This is a genomic window from Oribacterium sp. KHPX15, from assembly GCF_900107835.1.
Taxonomy (GTDB): Bacteria; Bacillota; Clostridia; order Lachnospirales; family Lachnospiraceae; genus Oribacterium.
In genome coordinates this window covers 1-1,426 of the sequence record NZ_FNRG01000082.1, presented here as the reverse complement: position 1 = coordinate 1,426, position 1,426 = coordinate 1, and the positions used below count along the sequence as shown (strand labels likewise).

Sequence of the window (1,426 nt, the reverse complement as noted above, 5' to 3'; positions counted from 1 at the left end):
ATATTGGGAGGTTCCGAGCTTCAACCTGTTGTAAATAAAGCCAAGAAATTAGGATTTACTTTCATTTACAAAGAAGGCGGAGGAAAAGTGACAAAGGGAAAAAATGCATGGTGGTGTAAGAAATAAAACTTATAGTACAGAAAGTTTCATATCCCAAGAGCATCTGTACCCTCAAATTTGCTAGATACTTCATCATGTATTTTATATTTAGATGTAGTTATAGAAGCAGTTAGAAATGAGGTTTATATGGGCACAACTGAACTATTTGACAGGATATTATATCTGGGTAAATGGGATGAATATGTCAACTATGCAATGTTTGCGTGGCTTAACCAGCGCATTAGCATGTTTAACTCGGCTTTGGCATTTCTACAGCGTCCGGGAGTTGCATGGTTGCTTACAGAAGCAGAATGGGAAAGTCATGGGCGGAGTATTCGACCGGATGCAACACCAATAGTTCTTATGAAACCTTTCGGACCGGTCTATTTCTACTATGATTTTGCTGATACAGAGGGACGTTATGTTCCGCGTGATATAAAGTGGCTTAATGAATTTCATTTTCCTAAACCTCAGCCAGTGGCTGATAAATTCCTTCCGATACTGAAGGAAGCATGCAGGTATATGAGCATAAGCTACTATGAGAAAGCATTCGGTACTAAACAGCTAGGAGAAGCAGGACCACGAGAAAAACCTGATATATATACGGTGAGTTATGATGAGGAGAAAACTCATCAGGCAAACTATTATATAACTGTCAGTAGTACAACAAACGATACCGGACGTGTTCATACATTGCTTCATGAGTTAGGACATATTCTTTGCGGGCATATTAAATCAGACCTTCGTAAAGAAGGGCAAAACTATCAGGTCTGTAAACCGCCATACAGAGGCAAGGATTTAAATCTTGCCATAAGAGAAACAGAAGCAGAAAAAGTATGTGAGACTGTATGCCGAATGATAAATGTTACTTATAATCCGGACGATTATCTTGAGCAGTATGGAGGAGCTAAAGAGGACGGATATACAGCAAGATGTGTTATAGAGGCCTCTGATAAGATACTTCAGGCTATAAAGAAAGTGCCTGGCGGAAATATATTGTTAATGAGTACATTAATCAATTAAAACTATTTCGAAAGAAGGTATTTAACATGACAAAATTCGAAACACTTCAAAAGGATATGATAGCAGCCATGAAGGCAAGAGATAAGGCTAGAAAAGATGCAATTTCTTCTCTTATATCAGATGTTAAGAAAGTGGCAATAGACTCTGGATCAAGAGACAATATAGGTGACGACCTTGTGGATCAGGTGATCATTAAGTCTCTTAAGACAGCGAAAGAACAGATCGATACTTGTCCGGACGATAGAGCAGAACTCAAGGCAGAGTATCAGTTCAGATATGATGTAATCAAGGAATATGCTCCTTC

General features: G+C 38.6%; 2 protein-coding genes. Both read left to right on the top strand.

Features of this window, described 5'->3' with window-relative positions:
- The first annotated feature begins 246 nt into the window (after positions 1 to 246).
- On the top strand, positions 247 to 1,122 hold the full coding sequence (locus tag BLV86_RS17450) for an ImmA/IrrE family metallo-endopeptidase (protein WP_090820130.1): 876 nt from the start codon (positions 247 to 249) through the stop codon (positions 1,120 to 1,122).
- Between the two features lie 26 nt (positions 1,123 to 1,148).
- The coding region (locus tag BLV86_RS17445; protein WP_175456612.1) for a GatB/YqeY domain-containing protein at positions 1,149 to 1,426 on the top strand (278 nt) is incomplete at its 3' end.

Bases quoted from the DNA above. Each gene is read 5' to 3' on its own strand.
- BLV86_RS17450 (WP_090820130.1), top strand. From the start codon at position 247: ATGGGCACAACTGAACTATTTGACAGGATATTATATCTGGGTAAATGG.